Raw genomic sequence first — 17,472 nt, 5'->3', positions numbered from 1 at the left:
AAGGGTAATGGCCACTTGCCCGGCGCGCAGCACTGAGGCATAAGGGCTTATCAAAAAAACAAGGACGTTACCGTGCGCCTTCTCTCTCGCATTCTCTTGCTGCTTCTCACACTGCTGATCGTCGCCGTGGCCGTGGTGCTGTATTACGTCGCCAATCCTCGCTTGCCGTTCTATACGCCCGTCGAACAGGTGCACTACCTGGACCAATGGAGCGCCGCCGAGCGCCAGACGTATTACTTCACGCCCCAGGGCACCCAGGTCAAAGGCCTGCGCTACGACTGGTTCACCGCCCTCGAATTGCCGTTTTCGCAACAACGCTTCGCCTCGCCGGAGTATCTGGCGCGCTTTGGCTTCCTGATCGACCCGGCAAAGAAAGCCTCGCCCAACAATCCCGGCAACTTGCCGGTAGGGTTTGCCCGACACCAGAACCCGGGCAGCACCGACCAATTCCTGGATATCACCTGCGCGGCGTGTCATACCGGCGAATTGCGCTTCAAGGGCCAGGCGATACGGATCGATGGCGGCTCGGCCCAACACGTTCTGCCTTCCAGTGTTCCTACGCTACGCGGTGGCAGTTTCGGACAGGCACTGGTCGCCAGTCTGGCGTCTACCTACTACAACCCTTGGAAATTCGAACGCTTCGCCCGCCAGGTACTGGGCAAGGACTACGACGCCCGCCACGAAGAATTGCGCAAGGCGTTCAAGGTCTCCCTGGACACGTTCCTCAAGGCGGCCTGGAACGACACCCACCGCGGCCTCTACCCCACCGAAGAAGGCCCCGGGCGTACCGACGCCTTCGGCCGCATCGCCAATGCCAGCTTCGGCGACGCCATCTCGGCGGAAAACTACCGGGTCGCCAACGCTCCGGTGGATTACCCGCAGTTGTGGGAAATGTGGACCTTCGACTGGGTGCAGTGGAACGGATCGGCCCAACAACCGATGGCCCGCAACGTTGGTGAAGCGCTGGGGGTCGGCGCGACGCTGAATTTCTTCGACGCCCAGGGCAAACCGCTGCAGGGCGACGCGCGATACCCTTCCAGCGTGCGCGTGCGTGACTTGAACAAGATCGAAGAGACCCTGCAACTGCTCAAACCACCCGTGTGGCCGGAAGCGTTGCTGGGAACGATCGATAAACCGCTGGCCGCCAAGGGCCGGGCCCTGTTCGCCGAAAACTGCGCCGGCTGCCATGTGCCCAAAGTGGTCCAGGGGCCTGACAGGCCGATGCAGCAATTGCACATGCTGCCCGTGCAGGTGATCGGCACCGACCCGGGCACCGCCAATAACATCGCCGACCACCGCTTCGACCTGACCAGCCTGCAGTGGGACCCGGCCGAGCTGGCGAAGCTGGACGTGCAACTGCACCCGACCCCGACGGAGCCGCTGGACCTGAGCCGGCTTTCGGTCGCCAAAGGCCTGGCCTACGTCACCGCCTTCGTCGAAAACCGCGCTTACCGCGATGCCGGCGTCACCCCCGCCGAGCGCCCGGCCCTGGACGGTTTCGGCCTGCCCATTGGCGTGCGTGAACTGCGTGCCTACAAGGCCCGGCCGCTGGCGGGTGTCTGGGCCACGCCACCGTTCCTGCACAACGGCTCGGTGCCGACGATCTACCAACTGCTGTCCCCTCAGGCTGAGCGGGCGGCCACGTTCTATAAAGGCAACTTCGAATACGACCCACGCCACCTGGGCTATCGCACCGAAGCCTTCACCAACGGCTTTCTCTTCGACACCCGGATTACCGGCAATCACAACGGCGGCCATGAATTCCGCGCAGGCGAGCGTGGTAACGGCGTCATTGGCCGCTTGCTGCAACCGCAGGAGCGCTGGGCTTTGCTGGAGTATTTGAAAGTGCTGGGCGGGCCATTGGAGTCGCAACTGTAATGATGAACCTCACCGGTAAAAGGATGTTGGCATGTTGATCACCCTCTGGCTGCGCCTCGGCGCCTTTTTAGGCAAGACGCTCCTGTGGCTGCTGGGTATCGGGTTGCTCGGCTGGGCCCTGTCCACGGCCTGGTTTGCCTGGCAGCACAGGGGACCGGTCCCGGACAAGGAACAGGTTGCACCCGGCGAAGCCGCCATGACCCAGGACATCATCCAGACCGCGATCCGCATCGTCGATCAGCACCGCGAAGGCACGCGTTACCTGCGCGACGCCCATGCCAAGGCCCATGGTTGCGTCATGGCCGAAGTCCAGGTGCCGAGCGACCTGCCGGTACCGTTGCGCCAAGGCGTGTTTGCCGAACCGGGCAAGACTTGGCAGGCAACGATCCGCCTGTCAAATGGCAATGCTTATCCGCAATTCGACAGCCTGCGCGATGCTCGAGGGATGGCGATCAAGCTGATGAATGTACCCGGCAAGCAATTGCTGGCGGACCGGCAATCATTTGGCGAGCAGGATTTCGTGATGTTCAATCATCCGAACTTCTTTGTCAGTGATGTCGCCGAGTACCGTCAGAATGTGGCCGCTCAGGCTGACGGGAAGAAGGCGATGGCTTTTTTTCCGAGCCTGGACCCGCGCAGTTGGCAGATCCGTCATTTGTTCATCGCTCTGGCGACACTCTCGCCGGCTCCGGCCAGCCCGACCCAGACCACTTATTTCTCGGTATCGCCTTATAAGTTTGGCGAGGCCAACGCCAAGTTTCGCGTCGCGCCGGATCCGGACAGTTGCCCTAGCTACATCCTGCCGCCCCAGAACCAGGACCTGCCGAACTTTTTGCGTAGCGCATTGAATCAGCAGTTATCCACAGACCGGGTGCCGGCGTGTTTTGTCTTGCAGATCCAGCGTCAGGATCCGAGCAAGTACATGCCGATTGAAGACACCAGCATTGAATGGCGGGAAAGTGATGCGCCGTTCGAGACCGTGGCGCGCATTAAGGTGCCGGCTCAGGATTTTGATACGCCCAAGCTGAATCTGGCTTGTGATAATCAGTCGTTCAATCCTTGGTTTGGGATTGAGGCGCATCGGCCTATTGGTGGGATCAATCGGTTGCGTAAAGCGGTGTATGAGGCGGTCAGCGATTATCGTCATCGGCGTAATGCTGAGCAGTAGATGGGGGGCGTATATCCGTTATTTCGGTAACGGCTGCTGACGGTTCCGCTCTTAAAGCGGGTCACTTTTGACTGGGCCGGCTTCCGGGCTCTTCAAAAGTGACCCGCCGTCAGGGCGGAACCCTAAGTGGCCATAACCGCAGCAACGGATATACACACAAAAAAAGAACAAAAAAAACGACGCTCTTCCCTCGAAAAGGAAAAGCGTCGTTTCTAGTAGCCACCTGGCGTTCAGCATTCCAGATAACCGAATATGGCGCAGCGGACGGGACTCGAACCCGCGACCCCCGGCGTGACAGGCCGGTATTCTAACCGACTGAACTACCGCTGCGCGTAACATTGAAAGTTTGGTGGGTGATGACGGGATCGAACCGCCGACATTCTGCTTGTAAGGCAGACGCTCTCCCAGCTGAGCTAATCACCCTTCACTTTCGATGCGGGGCGCATTCTCTCACAGTTTTTCGTAACGTGCTGATTTAATTAGCAAATTCAGCAAAAAAAGGAGCGACGCACACCACAGGAACTGCAAACAGCAAAAAGCCCGCGTGAGCGGGCTTTCCGTGGTGACCTGGCGTTCAGCGTTCCAGGTAACCGAATATGGCGCAGCGGACGGGACTCGAACCCGCGACCCCCGGCGTGACAGGCCGGTATTCTAACCGACTGAACTACCGCTGCGCGTAACACGTTGAACGAATGGTGGGTGATGACGGGATCGAACCGCCGACATTCTGCTTGTAAGGCAGACGCTCTCCCAGCTGAGCTAATCACCCTTCGCTTTCGGTGTGGCGCGCATTCTACGGAGCAGTCTTTAAGCTGGCAAGCACTTTTTAAATTAATTTTTTCAGGCCTTCCAAAGGCTTAGCGAAGGGTTGGCCTATGGCGCCGCGAAGAGAATAATGCCCCCCTTTGTATAAAGGAGAGACTCACCCCATGTGGTTCAAAAACCTGCTTATCTATCGCCTGACCCAAGATCTGCCTTTTGATGCCGAGGCGTTGGAAACTGCACTGGCCAGCAAACTGGCGCGTCCATGTGCAAGCCAGGAGTTGACCACTTACGGTTTCGTCGCGCCGTTTGGCAAAGGCGAAGACGCACCGCTGGTGCACGTCAGCCAGGACTTCCTGCTGATCGCCGCGCGCAAGGAAGAACGCATCTTGCCGGGCAGCGTCGTGCGCGATGCCCTGAAGGAAAAGGTCGAAGAGATCGAAGCCGAGCAAATGCGCAAGGTCTATAAAAAGGAACGGGACCAGCTCAAGGATGAAATCATCCAGGCGTTCCTGCCCCGTGCGTTCATCCGTCGCTCGTCCACCTTCGCTGCCATCGCGCCGAAACAGGGCCTGATCCTGGTGAACTCGGCCAGCCCGAAACGTGCCGAAGACCTGCTGTCCACCCTGCGCGAAGTCATCGGCTCGCTGCCGGTACGCCCGCTGACGGTGAAGATGGCCCCGACCGCCACCATGACCGACTGGGTCAAGACCCAGAAAGCCGCGGACGATTTCTTCGTACTGGATGAATGCGAACTGCGCGACACCCACGAAGACGGCGGCATCGTGCGCTGCAAGCGCCAGGACCTGACCAGCGACGAAATCCAGCTGCACCTGAACACCGGCAAGGTCGTCACGCAACTGTCGCTGGCCTGGCAGGACAAGCTGTCCTTCGTGCTCGACGACAAGATGGTGGTCAAGCGCCTGAAATTCGAAGACCTGCTGCAGGACCAGGCGGAGCAGGACGGTGGCGACGAAGCCCTCGGCCAACTGGATGCCAGTTTTACGCTGATGATGCTGACGTTCGGCGAGTTCCTGCCGGCGCTGGTTGAAGCGTTGGGCGGGGAAGAGATTCCGCAGGGGATCTAAACCCCAGATTGGTTACCCTTGTGGGAGCGAGCTTGCTCGCGATAGCGGTATGACAGCCACCTAGATGTTGACTGACACTGCGCTATCGCGAGCAAGCTCGCTCCCACATTAGTATTCGGTGTTCTTAATAATAAGGATCAGGTCATGCGCGCATTGGCTGCATTGAGTCGCTTTGTCGGCAATACCTTCGCTTACTGGGTACTGTTTTTCGCGGTACTGGCATTCCTGCAACCGCAGTGGTTCGTCGGCCTGAAAATCGCCATCGTGCCGCTTCTGGGCCTGGTGATGTTCGGCATGGGCCTGGCACTCAAGCTGGAAGACTTTGCCGAAGTCGCCCGTCATCCGGGGCGCGTAGCCCTGGGGGTGGTTGCCCAATTCGTGATCATGCCCGGCACGGCGTGGCTGCTTTGCCAAGTGTTCAGCCTGCCGCCGGAGATCGCCGTCGGCGTGATCCTGGTGGGTTGCTGCCCGAGCGGCACGTCGTCCAATGTCATGACCTGGCTGGCTCGCGGTGACCTGGCCCTGGCCGTGGCGATTTCCGCCATCACCACCCTGCTGGCCCCTCTGCTGACCCCTGCGCTGATCTGGCTGCTGGCCTCGGCCTGGTTGCCGGTGTCGTTCTCGGCGCTGTTCTGGTCGATCCTGCAAATCGTCCTGGTGCCGATCGCGCTGGGCATCGTCGCTCAACGTCTGTTGGGTGCCCGGGTGCGTCATGCCATAGACGTGTTGCCGCTGATTTCGGTGGTGAGCATCGTGATCATTGTGGCAGCGGTGGTCGCAGCCAGTCAGGCGAAGATCGCCGAGTCCGGCCTGCTGATCATGGCCATCGTGATGCTGCACAACAGCTTCGGTTATCTGCTGGGGTACTTCACCGGGCGTTTGTTCGGCCTGCCGTTGGCTCAGCGCAAAACCTTGTCGTTGGAAGTAGGCATGCAGAACTCCGGCCTCGGCGCGGCGTTGGCGAGCGCGCACTTTTCGCCGCTGGCGGCAGTACCCAGTGCGCTGTTCAGCGTCTGGCACAACATTTCCGGGGCCCTGCTCTCGACGTACTTCCGGCGCATGAGCGAAAAACACGACCGGGAACTGCTTGCGGGCCGAGCGGCGGACTGACCGAGCGACTTGACCGAACAGTCAGCATTGGGCATTCTTGCGCCCAATGCGGGGACGACCCCGCAACGCCATCGCGTTCATTCTCCGGGGACGACCCCACCCATCGATGAGGTGTGTGATGTCCTGGATCATTCTGTTTTTTGCCGGCCTGTTCGAAGTCGGCTGGGCTGTCGGCCTGAAGTACACCGACGGCTTCAGCCGCCCCCTCCCCACCGCACTGACCATCGCCGCCATGGCGATCAGCCTCGGCCTGCTCGGCCTGGCGATGAAGGAACTGCCGCTGGGGACCGCCTATGCGATCTGGACCGGGGTCGGTGCCGTGGGCACGGTGATCGCCGGGATCATTTTGTTTGGAGAGTCGATGGCGCTGGTTCGCCTGGCCAGCGTGGCGTTGATCGTTACAGGGTTGATCGGGCTCAAGGTCAGCGCCTGAATTGACCTGTGGGAGCAAGACCTTCTAGGAACAGTGGAGCTTGTAGGAGCAAAACCTGTGGGAGCAAAGCTTGCTCGCGATGGCGTCCTTGAGACCGTCATCGCGGGCAAGCCTTGCTCCCACAGCTCCTTGTTCCCACAGGTTCTTCTTACCTGACAGTCCCACGCAATTGCCCCACCAACGCCTGCAACTTCGCGGGCTCAGCCACTTCCACCGCCACCGCCGAACCCGCCACCAACGTCACCCGCGACCAGAATCGGCGAAACAGCCCTTTGGCCGGGTCGCGACTGAAGAAACTGCCCCACAAGCCCTGCAGCGCCAAGGGAATCACCGGCACCGGGGTTTCCTGGAGGATGCGTGTCAGTCCGCTCTTGAACTCATTGATCTCACCGTCAGCGGTCAATTTTCCTTCAGGGAAAATGCACACCAGCTCACCGTCCTTCAGGTATTGGGCAATTCGCTTGAAGGCTTTTTCGTAGATCTGAATGTCTTCCTGGCGCCCGGCAATCGGGATGGTCCCAGCGGTGCGGAAGATGAAATTCAGCACCGGCAGGTTGTAGATCTTGTAGTACATCACGAAGCGAATCGGCCGACGCACCGCGCCGCCAATCAGCAAGGCATCGACGAAGGAAACGTGGTTGCAGACCAACAGCGCAGCCCCCTCATCGGGAATCGCCTCCAGGTTGCGATGCTCCACGCGGTACATGGAATGGCTCAGCAGCCAGATCATGAAACGCATGCTGAACTCGGGGACGATCTTGAAGATGTAGGCGTTGACGCCGATGTTGAGCAACGACACCACCAGGAACAACTGCGGGATCGACAGTTTGGCCAGGCTCAGCAACACGATGGAGACGATGGCTGAGACCACCATGAACAACGCGTTGAGAATATTGTTGGCGGCAATCACCCGCGCCCGCTCGTTCTCGACGGTGCGCGACTGGATCAACGCGTACAGCGGCACGATGTAGAACCCACCGAAGACACCCAGGCCCAGGATGTCGATCAACACCAGCCAGGCGTGACCGAAACCGAGCACTTCAAGCCAACCGTGGCCCTCGACGCTGTCGGGGATTCCACCGGAATGCCACCACAGCAACAGACCGAATACGGTGAGCCCGAACGAGCCGAACGGCACCAGGCCGATCTCGACTTTGCGTCCGGACAGCTTTTCACAGAGCATCGAACCCAAGGCGATCCCCACCGAGAACACCGTCAGGATCAAGGTCACCACGGTTTCGTCGCCGTGCATCCACTCCTTGGCATAGGCCGGGATCTGCGTCAGGTAAATCGCCCCGACGAACCAGAACCAGGAGTTGCCGACAATCGACCGGGACACCGCCGGGGTTTGCCCCAGCCCCAGTTTCAGGGTGGCCCAGGATTGACTGAAAATGTTCCAGTTCAGGCGCATTTGCGGCGAGGCCGCCGCCGCGCGCGGAATGCCGCGGCTGGCCAGGTAACCGAGCACCGCAACACCAATGATCGCGGCGGACACCACCGGGGCGTAATGCGTCGAGGACATCATGATCCCGGCGCCAATGGTGCCGGCCAGGATCGCCAGGAAGGTGCCCATCTCCACCAGGCCATTGCCGCCGACCAGTTCTTCCTCGTGCAAGGCCTGGGGCAGGATCGAATACTTCACCGGACCGAACAGCGCCGAATGCGTGCCCATGGCGAACAGCGCCACCAGCATCAGCGGCAAATGATCGAACAGAAACCCTACTGCGCCGACCGCCATGATGGCGATTTCACCGAGCTTGATCAGACGAATCAACGCGTCCTTGGCGAATTTTTCCCCGAACTGCCCCGCCAGTGCCGAGAACAGAAAGAACGGCAGAATGAACAGCAGCGCGCAGAGGTTGACCCAAATCGAGCGGTCACCCTCGATGGTCAGTTTGTAGAGAATAGCGAGGATCAGCGACTGCTTGAAAATGTTGTCGTTGAACGCGCCCAAGGACTGCGTGATGAAGAACGGCAGGAAACGCCGCGTGCGAAGCAAGGTGAACTGCGAAGGGTGACTCATCTTCCATGTTCCTGAGTGGCGTGGACGCTTATTGAATGAACGTTTTTCGATCCAGGCCACACATTACCTGTCTTTAGCGATTATTTCGCCAGCCCTGCAATACAGGGCGACACAAACAACTCACCGTGCCAGGCACCCAGCACCGTACGCCGCCCGACGATCAGCCACAGCACCACCAGCATCGTCACCAACACACCACCGAACACGCTGAAAAAACCCAGGCCCAGCAGGCCCGCAAGCTTCAGCGTGGTCAGCGCGTACACGCCCAGGGGAAAGGTAAAGCCCCACCAGCCGAGGTTGAAGGGGATGCCGGCGCGCAGGTAGCGCGCGGTGATCAGCAGCGCCATCAGCATCCACCACAACCCCAGGCCCCACAGCGTGATGCCGGCCACCAGGCCTAACCCGGCGGCGATGTCGCCCACCCCGGGCAGGCCATTGGCAGCAAAAATCAGTGGGGCATCACTGCCCAGCAGCAACATGCCCAGGGCACCGGTGCCAATCGGGCCGAGGGCCAGCCAGCTCGAGGCGGCCATGTTTTCGTGAGGCAATTTGTGCAAGGCCATGCGCAACAACAGAATCGTCAGGATGCTGAACGCCACCGGCAGGGAAAAGGCCCAGAGCACGTAGCTGGTCACCAGCATGACCAGTTGTGCATGAGTGTCGGCCAGATGCGGCGCCAACAACCCGCCGCTGGCCGCCGCGACTTCGGCGGCCACCACCGGCAACAACCACACGGCGGTCATCTGGTCGATGCGGTGTTCCTGGCGGGTGAACATCAAGAATGGAATCAGCACACCGCAAGCCAGGGACATGGCCACGTCGATCCACCATAACGCCTCGGCCACCGCCACCACGCCCTCCCCCCAACGCGGCAGCCCAAAGACCAACAAGCCATTGATGAGGGTCGCCAGCCCCATGGGAATGGTGCCGAAAAACATCGAGACCGTTGAATGGCCGAAAATCCGTCGCGCTTCGTCGAAGAACAGCACCCAACGGGCTGTGTACATCAAGGCGAACACCACGAACAACAGCGTGTTGAACAACCACAACCCTTCGCCCAAGGCGTGCAGGCCAGGCATCGTCGTCGGCCATTGCGCCAAGGCCAGCGCCAGCACACCAGTGCCCATGACCACGGCAAACCAGTTAGGCGTGAATTGGCGAATGGCCTCCAACGGCCTGGGCAAATGGCTCAAGGGGCGCAGGTGGTTTTTTGCAGCACAGCATGTCATGGCGAACTCCTCTCCTCGGATGAGGTGAAGCCATGCTAGAGCCGGATTGAATATCTATATAACGGGTAATTTCTCTATCTGTTATCTACTTTACAGATAATGGTCAGACGCTGCCCTCGCTCTCGATCACCAGGATCCTCGCTTCGCCCAAAGGCTTGGCGACATGCTCGGTGCCCACCGAGGCGTAGAAAATGTCCCCGGCTTCCAGCAAAGCCGCCTTTTCGACGCCCTCTTCCCGATAGCACATCTGCACTTGCCCATCGAGCACCACGAAGACTTCCTGGCCGTCGTTGATGTGCCATTTGTACGGCTGATCGGTCCAGTGCAAGCGTGTGGTGATGCCGTTCATGTTGGCGATATCCAGCGCCGCCCAGGCGCGGTCACCGGTGAAGGATTTGCTGCGAATGATTTTCAAGGGATCCGTCCGGAAGAAGTCTGAGGCGCCAAGACTAACCCACTGCCAGGGACACCTGCATGCTCGGCTTCAAGGGCGAACGCCATCGGTAAGCGGTTTTATCGACTGGCGTAACCCCAGCAGCGCCGAGACACACAACACAATCAACACAGCGCCATACCCATCGGTCGTCGGGATCAAGCCGAACACCCGCGTCAGGTTCCCCGCCAGCAGCGACGGCAAGCTGAAGGCCAGGTAACTGAGGACATAGAACGCCGACATCAAGCCGGCTCGTTCGTGGGGCAAGGCCAGCGGCATGATGCTGCGCAGCGCCCCCAGGAACCCTGCGCCAAAACCGCCACCGGTGATCAGCGTGCCGACGAAGAACAACGGCAAGCTGGCGCCATGCACCGCCACCAGCACCAATGCCAGGCCGATCACCAACAGGCCGGCGGACGGGCGCAACATTTTGTCGGCCTCCTGGTTGCGCAACAGGTAGATGGCTAACGCGCCGCTGAGGGTCAACACCGCCACCAGCGCGCCACCGATCAGGTTGGAGGTCGATCCGGTGGCCGCCCGCACCAGGGACGGCGCCAATGACAGGTAGAAACCGCCCACCGCCCAGGCCGCCAGGTCCAGTGGCAGGACTCGCCACAAGGCTTGCCGCGCCTGGGGCGCCACATGCAAAGTCGGGCGCAAGGACTGCCAGGCACCGGTTTGCGGGCTGACGCTTTCTTTCAGGCGCCACAGGTAAACGGCCTGGGTCAGGAACACCCCCAGCAGCAGCCAATACGTCAGTTGCAACGGCAACGGCGCGAACTCGGCCAGCAGGCCACAGCCCAGCGCCCCGCACGCCATGCCCAACAGCGGCGCAACGCTGGTGATCAACGGGCCTTGGCGACGGTCGAAGTCCAGCAAGGCCGCACCCAGCACACTGGTGGCCATGCCGGTGGCGAACCCCTGGATCAACCGAGCACCGATCAACCAGGCGACGCTGTCGGCGCAGATAAACAGCAGCATCGCCAACATGTTGAGCAACAGCGCCACGAAGATCACCGGTTTGCGGCCGAGGTAATCCGACAGCGACCCTACGGTCAGCAAGGCCGCCAGCAAACTGAAAGCGTACACACCGAAAATCAGCGTTAGAACGGCCGGGGAAAATTGCAACTGTTCCTGATAGAGGTGATACAACGGCGTCGGCGCGCTGGACGCGGCGAGAAAACCGAGCAAAGTGAGCGCCAGGAAGATCAGGCTGGCGCGGGTCGAAGCTGGATGGGACATGGGCACGCTCCACAAGAACATTCGCAAAAGCTAATTTTTTGCTTTTGCGGAGTGTGCTACCGGCGCGCGCTTAAAGCAAATTCTTTGTGTTAAGGTCTGACGCATGGCTATTAAAGAAGGTTTACGCCCCGGCGGTCGAAGCGCCCGGGTCCAGGAATCGATTCACTCGGCGGTCCGCGCCCTGCTGCAAGAGCAGGAGCGCGCCACACTGACCGTGCCGCAAATCGCTGCGCGCGCCGGGGTGACGCCGTCCACCATCTACCGGCGCTGGGGCGATCTGCCGGCGCTGCTGGCCGACGTCGCCATCGCCCGCATGCGCCCCGACGGCGAGCCGATCGACACCGGCAGCTTGCGCGGCGACCTGCGCGCCTGGGCCGAGCAGTACCTGGACGAAATGAGCTCCGAGCCCGGTCGCAACATGATGCGCGACATCCAGGCCTGCGCCACGCCGGGGTATTGCGTGGGGATCCTCAGCCGTCAGTTGCAGATCATCCTGGACCGCTACCCCGATGAACCCAATCCAGGCGTCGAGCGGCTGATCAATGTGGTGGTGGCGCCGACGGTGTTCCGCATTCTCTTTGCCAGCGCGCCGTTGGAGGTGGGGGAGTTGTATCGGTTGGTGGATATTGCGTTGGGTCAGTAAGGCCGCTATCGCGAGCAAGCTCGCTCCCACAGTGATCTGGGTGAACCATGGATTTGTATTCACCTCAGGTCCCTTGTGGGAGCGGGCTTGCTCGCGAAAGCGCTGGGTCAGCTTGCATCAATGTTGAATGTGCCATCGCCTTCGCGAGCAAGCCCGCTCCCACACTGAGTCTTAGGCGAACATAAATTTTGTGTTCACACATCTAACCCAATGCTGATCGCAACCTGCGACACCCCACCACGCCTCGACCTTGGTCGACACTGACGAACCCGAGCGGGCATGCGAGACTGTCCTGCCGGGCGCAAGTCCCGGTGTCTTTGTCCGGGAGTTTCCATGTCGTTGTCCAGCGGGCTGATCGCCGTTGTCGCCCTGGCCTATATGGCCATCATGTTCGCCATCGCCTTCTACGGCGACCGGCGCAGCACGCCGCTGCCGCCACGGGTGCGGGCCTGGGTCTACAGCCTGTCGCTGGCGGTGTATTGCACCAGCTGGACGTTCTTTGGCGCCGTGGGCCAGGCCGCCGAACAGCTCTGGTCGTTCCTGCCGATCTACCTCGGGCCGATACTGCTGCTGGTGCTGGCGCCGTGGGTCCTGCAGAAAATGGTGATGATCAGCAAACAGGAGAACATCACCTCCATCGCCGACTTCATCGCCGCCCGCTACGGCAAGTCCCAATCCCTGGCAGTGGTGGTCGCACTGATCTGCCTGGTGGGCGTACTGCCGTACATTGCCTTGCAGCTCAAGGGCATCGTGCTCGGGGTGAACCTGCTGATCGGCGCCGGTGCCGATGCCATGGGTACCCGCGCCCAGGACACCGCGCTGATCGTCTCGCTGATCCTGGCGCTGTTCACCATCGTGTTCGGCACCCGCAACCTGGACGCCACCGAACACCACCGCGGCATGGTGTTGGCGATCGCCTTCGAATCCCTGGTCAAGCTGCTTGCCTTCCTGGCGGTCGGCGCGTTCGTGACGTACGGCCTGTACGACGGTTTCGAGGACCTGTTCAACCAGGCGATGCTCGCGCCGCGCCTGGAGCAGTACTGGAAAGAAACCATCAACTGGCCGTCCATGGTGGTGCAGACCGGGGTGGCGATGATGGCGATCATCTGCTTGCCGCGGCAGTTCCACGTGACCGTGGTGGAAAACATCGAGCCCCAGGACCTGCGTCTGGCCAAGTGGGTATTTCCCGCCTACCTGGCCTTGGCTGCGCTGTTCGTGGTGCCCATCGCCCTCGCCGGGCAGATGATGCTGCCCAGCTCGGTGCTGCCGGACTCGTTCGTCATCAGTCTGCCGCTGGCCCAGGCTCATCCGGCCCTGGCCGTGCTGGCGTTCATCGGCGGCGCGTCGGCGGCTACTGGCATGGTGATCGTGGCCAGCGTGGCGCTGTCGACCATGGTCTCCAACGACATGTTGCTGCCCTGGCTGTTGCGGCGCAACGCCGCCGAACGCCCGTTCGAGGTGTTCCGCCAGTGGATGCTGTCGGTGCGGCGGGTCAGCATCGTGGTGATCCTGTTGCTGGCCTATGTCAGCTATCGGCTGTTGGGCTCGACGGCGAGCCTGGCGACCATCGGCCAGATCGCCTTCGCCGCCGTGACCCAACTGGCCCCGGCCATGCTCGGCGCGCTGTACTGGAAACAGGCCAACCGCCGCGGCGTGTTCGCCGGCCTCGCCACGGGGATCTTTTTGTGGTTTTACACCCTGGTGCTGCCGATTGCCGCCCACAGCCTGGGCTGGTCGCTCAGTAGTTTCCCAGGCCTGGCCTGGCTGCATGGCAATCCCTTGAACCTGCCGATTACGCCGCTGACCCAAGGGGTGGTCCTGTCCCTGGCTGGCAACTTCACACTGTTTGCCTGGGTGTCCGTGCTGTCGCGCACACGCGTCTCGGAACACTGGCAGGCCGGGCGCTTCATTGGCCAGGAAATCAGCGCCCGCCCCAACCCCCGCTCAATGCTGGCGGTGCACATCGAAGACCTGTTGCAACTGGCCGCGCGTTTCGTCGGCGAAGAGCGGGCGCGGCAGAGTTTTATTCGCTTCGCCTACCGCCAGGGCAAAGGCTTCAACCCGAACCAGAACGCCGACAGCGAATGGATCGCCCACACCGAACGCCTGCTGGCCGGTGTACTCGGCGCCTCTTCGACACGGGCGGTCGTAAAAGCCGCCATCGAAGGTCGAGAGATGCAGCTCGAAGACGTGGTCCGGATCGCGGACGAAGCGTCGGAAGTGCTGCAGTTCAACCGTGCCCTGTTGCAAGGCGCCATCGAGAACATCAGCCAGGGTATCAGCGTGGTCGACCAGTCCCTCAGGCTCGTGGCGTGGAACCGCCGCTACCTGGAGCTGTTCAAGTACCCGGACGGCTTGATCAGTGTCGGCCGGCCCATTGCCGACATCATCCGCTACAACGCCGAACGTGGCCTCTGCGGGCCGGGCGAGGCGGAAGTCCACGTCGCCAGGCGCCTGCACTGGATGCGCCAGGGCCGTGCCCATACCTCTGAACGGCTGTTCCCCAACGGCCGGGTCATCGAACTGATCGGCAACCCGATGCCCGGTGGCGGTTTCGTCATGAGTTTCACCGACATCACCGCCTTCCGTGAGGCCGCACAGGCGCTGACCGAAGCCAACGAAGGGCTGGAGCAACGGGTGGCCGAACGCACCCGGGAATTGTCCCAATTGAACCTGGCCCTGACCGAAGCCAAGAGCACCGCCGAAGCGGCCTATCAATCCAAGACCCGGTTCCTGGCGGCGGTCAGCCACGACCTGATGCAACCGCTCAACGCCGCGCGCCTGTTCTCCGCCGCGCTGTCCCACCAGCACGATGGTTTGCCGAGCGAGGCCCGGCAACTGGTGCACCACCTGGACAGTTCACTGCGCTCGGCTGAAGACCTGATCACCGACTTGCTGGACATCTCCCGCCTGGAAAACGGCAAGATCAACCCCGACCGCAAACCCTTCGCCCTCAACGAGCTGTTCAATACCCTCGGCGCAGAGTTCACGGCGCTGGCCCAGGAACAAGGCTTGAAGTTCCGGGTGCGCGGCTCGAAGCTGCGGGTGGACAGTGACATCAAGCTGCTGCGGCGCATTTTGCAGAACTTCCTCACCAACGCGTTCCGCTACGCCAGGGGGCCAGTGCTGCTGGGCGTGCGCCGGCGCAACGGCGAGTTGTGCCTGGAAGTCTGGGACCGCGGGCCGGGCATCGCCGAGGACAAGCTGCAAGTCATTTTCGAAGAATTCAAGCGCCTGGACAGCCACCAGACCCGCGCCGAAAAAGGCCTCGGACTGGGCCTGGCCATCGCCGACGGGCTCTGTCGCGTGCTCGGCCATACCTTGCGTGTGCGTTCCTGGCCGGGGCGCGGCAGCGTGTTCAGCGTCAGCGTGCCCGTGGCCTCTACACAGGCCGTCGTACCGAGCCCCGTGGCCGAACCCAACGGTCACTTGCCAAGCGGCGCCCAAGTGCTGTGCGTCGATAACGAAGACAGCATCCTGATCGGCATGAACAGCCTGCTGACACGCTGGGGTTGCCAGGTGTGGACGGCGCGCAATCGCGAGGAATGCGAGCGTTGGCTGGCCCAGGGCGGCCGACCGCAACTGGCCCTGGTGGATTTTCATCTGGACGACGGCGAAACCGGTACCGAGCTGATGGCCTGGTTGCGCACGCGCATGGGGGAACCGATACCGGGGGTGGTGATCAGCGCCGATGGCCGGCCCGAGACGGTGGCCCTGGTGCACGCGGCGGGCCTGGATTACTTGGCCAAGCCGGTGAAGCCGGCGGCGTTGCGGGCGTTGTTGAGTCGGCATTTGCCGTTGTAATTCGGGCAAATAATGCCCCTGTGCAAGGGCATCTTGTGGGAGCAAGGCTTGCCCGCGATGTCGGTCTCAAGGATATCATCGCGAGCAAGCTTTGCTCCCACAAGATGACTCGCCACAAGTTTCTGCTTCAGCCCTGGGTTTGTGTTTCAGCCTTGGGTTTTCTCGCCGGCTTCTTCCGGCAACTCAGGCAAGCCATCCGCATCGGTCATCGCTCGCTCGAGCAACTCCGCCGGCAAGCTCTTGCTGGCCCGGGCGCCGAGCAGCTTGAGCTGTTCGCTACGGCTGATCAGGTTGCCGCGCCCTTCCGTCAGTTTGTTGCGCGCCGCACTGTAGGCTTTGTCCAACTGCTGCACGCGACTGCCGATCTCGTCCAGGTCCTGGATAAACAAGACGAACTTGTCATACAGCCATCCGGCCCGCTCGGCGATTTCCCGGGCGTTCTGGCTCTGGCGCTCCTGCTTCCACAAGCTGTCGATCACCCGTAGCGTCGCCAGCAACGTGGTCGGGCTGACGATCACGATGTTGCGGTCAAAGGCTTCCTGGAACAGGTTCGGCTCGGCTTGCAGGGCGGCGGAAAACGCCGCTTCGATTGGCACGAACAGCAACACGAAATCCAGGCTGTGCAAACCGTCCAGGCGCTTGTAATCCTTGCCGGCCAAGCCTTTGACGTGAGTTCGCAACGACAGCACATGTTGCTTGAGGGCCAGTTGCCCGATGGCGTCATCTTCAGCCGCCACGTACTGCTGATAGGCCGTGAGGCTGACCTTGGAATCGACCACCACTTGCTTGTCGCCCGGCAGATAAATCAACACGTCCGGCTGGAACCGCTCGCCGTCCGGGCCCTTGAGGCTGACCTGGGTCTGATACTCGCGGCCCTTCTCCAGGCCGGCATGTTCAAGCACCCGCTCCAGGATCAGTTCGCCCCAGTTGCCCTGGGTCTTCTGACCCTTGAGCGCCCGGGTGAGGTTGGTGGCTTCGTCGCTCAGGCGCAGGTTCAGTTGTTGCAGGCGCTCCAGTTCCTTGCCCAGGGAGAAGCGCTCCCGGGCCTCAGCCTGATAACTTTCTTCAACACGTTTTTCGAAGGACTGAATGCGCTCCTTCAGCGGATCGAGCAACTGGCCCAGGCGTTGCTGGCTGGTTTCGGCGAAGCGCTGCTCACGTTCGTCGAAGATCTTCCCGGCAAGCTCGGCGAACTGTGCCCTCAGCTCATCTCGCGAACCTTGCAGGTCATCCAGGCGTTGTTGATGGCTTTCCTGCTGCTCACGCAGTTCGGCCTGCAACGACGCCGCCTGGGCATCGAGCCGCCGCAGTTCGGCTTCCTTGTTGGCGCGCTCGAGATTCCAGGCATGGGCCGCATCCCGGGCATTGTCGCGCTCGATCTGCAGCAACTCGACTTCCCGGCAGGCTGCGGCAAGCTCGGCTTGCTTGGCGGCGTTGGCTTGGCTCAGGTCGCTGATTTCGTCGCGGCAGGCATCGAGCTGGGCGTTGAGGCCATCGTGGGCCATGTGGGCCGTGGCCAGGCGCTCTTCCAGCAAGGCCTGTTCGGTCTGCGCGGCGGCGGCTTGGCGCTGCAGGTGCCAGGCCAGTGCCAGCAACGGCACCGCAGCGCCTGCCAGGCCAAACAACAGGCTGGTCAAATCCATAGCCATGACAATTCCT

The 17,472-nt window shown here is 61.5% G+C and carries 12 protein-coding genes and 4 tRNA genes; 7 read left to right on the top strand and 9 right to left on the bottom strand.

Features of this window, described 5'->3' with window-relative positions; genetic code table 11:
• Positions 1–72 precede the first annotated feature (72 nt).
• Together AB4N80_RS13125 and AB4N80_RS13120 are read left to right on the top strand one after the other, a co-directional pair.
• Positions 73–1,878, top strand: a complete 1,806-nt coding sequence (locus tag AB4N80_RS13125; RefSeq protein WP_460082377.1) for a di-heme-cytochrome C peroxidase — start codon at positions 73–75, stop codon at positions 1,876–1,878.
• A gap of 31 nt (positions 1,879–1,909) precedes the next feature.
• Positions 1,910–3,046 carry a catalase family protein gene (locus tag AB4N80_RS13120; RefSeq protein ID WP_460082374.1) on the top strand — a complete coding sequence of 379 codons (1,137 nt, stop codon included), beginning with the start codon at positions 1,910–1,912 and terminating at the stop codon, positions 3,044–3,046.
• A gap of 253 nt (positions 3,047–3,299) precedes the next feature.
• Here AB4N80_RS13120 and AB4N80_RS13115 read toward each other — a convergent pair.
• The 4 genes from AB4N80_RS13115 to AB4N80_RS13100 form a co-directional block, all read right to left on the bottom strand.
• Positions 3,300–3,376 (bottom strand) — tRNA-Asp (locus AB4N80_RS13115).
• A gap of 17 nt (positions 3,377–3,393) precedes the next feature.
• Positions 3,394–3,469, bottom strand: a tRNA-Val gene (locus AB4N80_RS13110).
• A 174-nt stretch (positions 3,470–3,643) separates the two neighbouring features.
• Positions 3,644–3,720: transfer RNA gene (locus tag AB4N80_RS13105), tRNA-Asp, on the bottom strand.
• Between the two features lie 19 nt (positions 3,721–3,739).
• Positions 3,740–3,815, bottom strand: a tRNA-Val gene (locus AB4N80_RS13100).
• Positions 3,816–3,975: 160 nt separating this feature from the next.
• Between AB4N80_RS13100 and rdgC the strand changes: the two genes are divergently transcribed.
• The 3 genes from rdgC to sugE all read left to right on the top strand — a co-directional run bounded on the left by rdgC (position 3,976) and on the right by sugE (position 6,439).
• Entirely contained in the window at positions 3,976–4,896 is a 921-nt protein-coding gene (gene rdgC, locus AB4N80_RS13095) for a recombination-associated protein RdgC (RefSeq protein ID WP_014339706.1), read from the top strand.
• Positions 4,897–5,040: 144 nt separating this feature from the next.
• A complete protein-coding gene (locus AB4N80_RS13090; RefSeq protein WP_305468053.1) occupies positions 5,041–6,006 on the top strand; it encodes a bile acid:sodium symporter family protein in 966 nt (321 codons plus the stop codon).
• 118 nt (positions 6,007–6,124) lie between these two features.
• The gene (gene sugE / locus AB4N80_RS13085; RefSeq protein WP_123346156.1) at positions 6,125–6,439 is read left to right on the top strand and encodes a quaternary ammonium compound efflux SMR transporter SugE; all 315 of its coding nucleotides are present in this window, start codon (positions 6,125–6,127) and stop codon (positions 6,437–6,439) included.
• A 148-nt stretch (positions 6,440–6,587) separates the two neighbouring features.
• Here sugE and AB4N80_RS13080 read toward each other — a convergent pair whose 3' ends face one another.
• From AB4N80_RS13080 to AB4N80_RS13065, 4 genes are all read right to left on the bottom strand, one after another.
• Complete coding sequence (locus tag AB4N80_RS13080) at positions 6,588–8,462, bottom strand: MFS transporter (RefSeq protein WP_122569186.1); 1,875 nt, start codon at positions 8,460–8,462, stop codon at positions 6,588–6,590.
• Positions 8,463–8,542: 80 nt separating this feature from the next.
• Positions 8,543–9,691, bottom strand: coding sequence for a TDT family transporter (locus AB4N80_RS13075; protein WP_122569187.1), 1,149 nt, complete (start codon positions 9,689–9,691; stop codon positions 8,543–8,545).
• A 103-nt stretch (positions 9,692–9,794) separates the two neighbouring features.
• The gene (locus AB4N80_RS13070; protein ID WP_122569188.1) at positions 9,795–10,106 is read right to left on the bottom strand and encodes a cupin domain-containing protein; all 312 of its coding nucleotides are present in this window, start codon (positions 10,104–10,106) and stop codon (positions 9,795–9,797) included.
• Between the two features lie 69 nt (positions 10,107–10,175).
• Positions 10,176–11,366, bottom strand: coding sequence for an MFS transporter (locus AB4N80_RS13065; protein WP_122569189.1), 1,191 nt, complete (start codon positions 11,364–11,366; stop codon positions 10,176–10,178).
• A gap of 103 nt (positions 11,367–11,469) precedes the next feature.
• On the opposite strand from AB4N80_RS13065, the gene AB4N80_RS13060 reads away from it, so the two are divergent.
• Entirely contained in the window at positions 11,470–12,009 is a 540-nt protein-coding gene (locus tag AB4N80_RS13060) for a TetR/AcrR family transcriptional regulator (protein WP_122569190.1), read from the top strand.
• A gap of 333 nt (positions 12,010–12,342) precedes the next feature.
• Complete coding sequence (locus tag AB4N80_RS13055) at positions 12,343–15,813, top strand: hybrid sensor histidine kinase/response regulator (protein ID WP_122569191.1); 3,471 nt, start codon at positions 12,343–12,345, stop codon at positions 15,811–15,813.
• A gap of 146 nt (positions 15,814–15,959) precedes the next feature.
• Here the strand turns inward: AB4N80_RS13055 and AB4N80_RS13050 are convergent, their stop codons facing one another.
• Positions 15,960–17,348 (bottom strand): DNA recombination protein RmuC, encoded by a 1,389-nt coding sequence (locus tag AB4N80_RS13050; protein WP_163006899.1) that lies wholly within the window; start codon positions 17,346–17,348, stop codon positions 15,960–15,962.
• Between the last annotated feature and the right edge of the window lie 124 nt (positions 17,349–17,472).

The organism is Pseudomonas sp. H3_A02 (assembly GCF_054671965.1).
This window is presented reverse-complemented; position numbering and strand designations above follow the sequence as displayed.

Bases quoted from the DNA above. Each gene is read 5' to 3' on its own strand.
- AB4N80_RS13065 (WP_122569189.1), bottom strand. From the start codon at position 11,366: ATGTCCCATCCAGCTTCGACCCGCGCCAGCCTGATCTTCCTGGCGCTC.
- rdgC (WP_014339706.1), top strand. From the start codon at position 3,976: ATGTGGTTCAAAAACCTGCTTATCTATCGCCTGACCCAAGATCTGCCT.
- AB4N80_RS13120 (WP_460082374.1), top strand. From the start codon at position 1,910: ATGTTGATCACCCTCTGGCTGCGCCTCGGCGCCTTTTTAGGCAAGACG.
- AB4N80_RS13055 (WP_122569191.1), top strand. From the start codon at position 12,343: ATGTCGTTGTCCAGCGGGCTGATCGCCGTTGTCGCCCTGGCCTATATG.
- AB4N80_RS13060 (WP_122569190.1), top strand. From the start codon at position 11,470: ATGGCTATTAAAGAAGGTTTACGCCCCGGCGGTCGAAGCGCCCGGGTC.
- AB4N80_RS13075 (WP_122569187.1), bottom strand. From the start codon at position 9,691: ATGACATGCTGTGCTGCAAAAAACCACCTGCGCCCCTTGAGCCATTTG.
- AB4N80_RS13090 (WP_305468053.1), top strand. From the start codon at position 5,041: ATGCGCGCATTGGCTGCATTGAGTCGCTTTGTCGGCAATACCTTCGCT.
- AB4N80_RS13080 (WP_122569186.1), bottom strand. From the start codon at position 8,462: ATGAGTCACCCTTCGCAGTTCACCTTGCTTCGCACGCGGCGTTTCCTG.
- sugE (WP_123346156.1), top strand. From the start codon at position 6,125: ATGTCCTGGATCATTCTGTTTTTTGCCGGCCTGTTCGAAGTCGGCTGG.